The following is a 1846-nucleotide window of genomic DNA, read 5'->3' as shown; positions in this document are numbered from 1 at the left end:
GAGCAACCACATCGGGACCGCCAGCAGAGTCAGGGAAATCACATACGGAGGTGTAAGCAACAAGCCCAGAACAAAGCAACCTACGACAATATAAGGACGCTTACCGGACATAGACTCGACGGTTGAGATTCCAGACCAGATCAGAAGCAATGTGGCGACAGGAATCTCAAACGCCATACCGAAGGCAAAAAACAGTTTCAGAATAAAATTCAGGTAACTGTTTATATCGGTCATCACCGTGACACTCTCAGGGCCGGTACTGGTAAAGAACCCAAAGATCAACGGAAAGACCACGAAGTAGGCAAACGCAACTCCGGTATAAAACAATACGACACTGGCAACCAGCAGCGGTATTGCCAGCCTTTTCTCATGCTGGTATAGCCCTGGTGCAATAAAACCCCATATCTGGTGCAGAATAAATGGAACAGAGGCAAACAGTGCCAATACCATGGTCAGTTTGAATGGCGCCAGAAAAGGCGAGGCAACATCCGTTGCGATCATGGTGCTGTTTTCCGGCAGGAACACTCTCAGAGGTTCTGAAAAGAATTCATAAAGCGAACTGGAGAAATAGAAAAGCCCGGCAAAAATAATCAGCACAACAACCATGCTGCGCAGGATACGGGTTCTCAGCTCAAGCAGATGTTGAACCAACGACTGCTGCTCGTCATTGCTCTCGGTGGTAGATGACATTTGTTTATAATCCTGACAAACCCTGCTGAAATATGTTCACAAGTGCCTGACCAGTTAGACTCACAATCAGGCTTTATGGGAAACTTCTTTTTGAGCACTGTCGTTCTGTGCGGCCTTTTTTACAGCGGCGTCGTTCTCTTCTTCGGTCAACGCCTGCTTGAAGCTTTTCAATGCTCCCCCCAGGTCGGCGCCCAGACTCTTCAGCTTTTTCGTACCGAACAGCATTACGACAATCAACAGAATAATTAATAGCTGCCAGATACTGATTCCACCAAGACCCATTGTTGTTCACTCCGATGGTTAATCCCTATGAAGCATACTCAACTGCAACCCCTGCTCACAATCAGTAGATTCAATGGGACAGCCGCCATTTGCGAAAAAACAGGCATCATACCTGCACAGAACCCTACCGCAGAGGTTTTCCAATCACCAATTTCATTCGATTAATGATATGTCCAACCTTACAATAACGGGCAATATTTATAAGGATGGCTTATGAGACATTCAATTCTTGAGATCTTCTGGCGTTTCCTGATGCTGGGTTGCTACTCCTTCGGAGGACCCACAGCCCACATCGGCTACTTTCATAAAGAGTTTGTAGAACGTCGCAAGTGGCTTGGCGAAAGAGATTACGCAGACACCGTAGCCCTCTGCCAGATGCTGCCCGGACCGGCCAGCAGTCAGGTAGGGATGAGTATAGGCTTTGAACGTGCCGGCTTGCCGGGTGCTATCGCTGCATTTCTGGGTTTCACCCTTCCTTCTGCCCTGATTATGATCCTGCTGGCACTGGGCTACAGCGAAATATCCGGCATCCCTGCCGCTATGGGAATGCTTCAGGGCATTAAGCTGTTTGCCGTCGCTGTGGTGGCTGATGCCCTTATCAAAATGGGCAAATCATTATGTCCGGATCGTCCCAGGGTGACGATAGCGGTGCTGTCAGCAGGAGCCATGTTACTGCTTCCCCATGTATTCACCCAGATTGGGGTCATTGTTTTGGCGGCAGCCTTTGGGTTCATCATCTATAAAGATCAGTCAGTGGATGACGAACACGCCCGGGTGAAAGGCAGCAAACGGCAGGCATGTGCTGCCTTTGTTCTGTTCCTTGCCGGTTTGCTCTTACTGCCTTTCATAACAGGTATGGCAAACTCAACCAGCC

General features: G+C 48.9%; 3 protein-coding genes. 1 reads left to right on the top strand and 2 read right to left on the bottom strand.

Annotated features, from left to right (window positions below; translation table 11 throughout):
• A partial coding sequence (gene tatC, locus KDK16_RS13230; RefSeq protein ID WP_257276487.1) for a twin-arginine translocase subunit TatC occupies positions 1-690 on the bottom strand: 690 nt, incomplete at its 3' end.
• Positions 691-756: 66 nt separating this feature from the next.
• Positions 757-972, bottom strand: coding sequence for a twin-arginine translocase TatA/TatE family subunit (gene tatA, locus KDK16_RS13225; protein WP_257276486.1), 216 nt, complete (start codon positions 970-972; stop codon positions 757-759).
• Positions 973-1185: 213 nt separating this feature from the next.
• Here tatA and KDK16_RS13220 point away from each other — a divergent pair.
• Positions 1186-1846 (top strand): chromate transporter (locus KDK16_RS13220; protein WP_257276485.1); only part of this gene is annotated, 661 nt, incomplete at its 3' end.

The organism is Endozoicomonas sp. SESOKO4 (assembly GCF_024606275.1).
Note: the sequence above shows the minus strand (reverse complement) of the source record. Positions and strands in the feature narration are given on the sequence as shown.

Excerpts from the sequence above, each read along its gene's own strand:
- tatA (WP_257276486.1), bottom strand. The coding sequence starts at position 972 with ATGGGTCTTGGTGGAATCAGTATCTGGCAGCTATTAATTATTCTGTTG.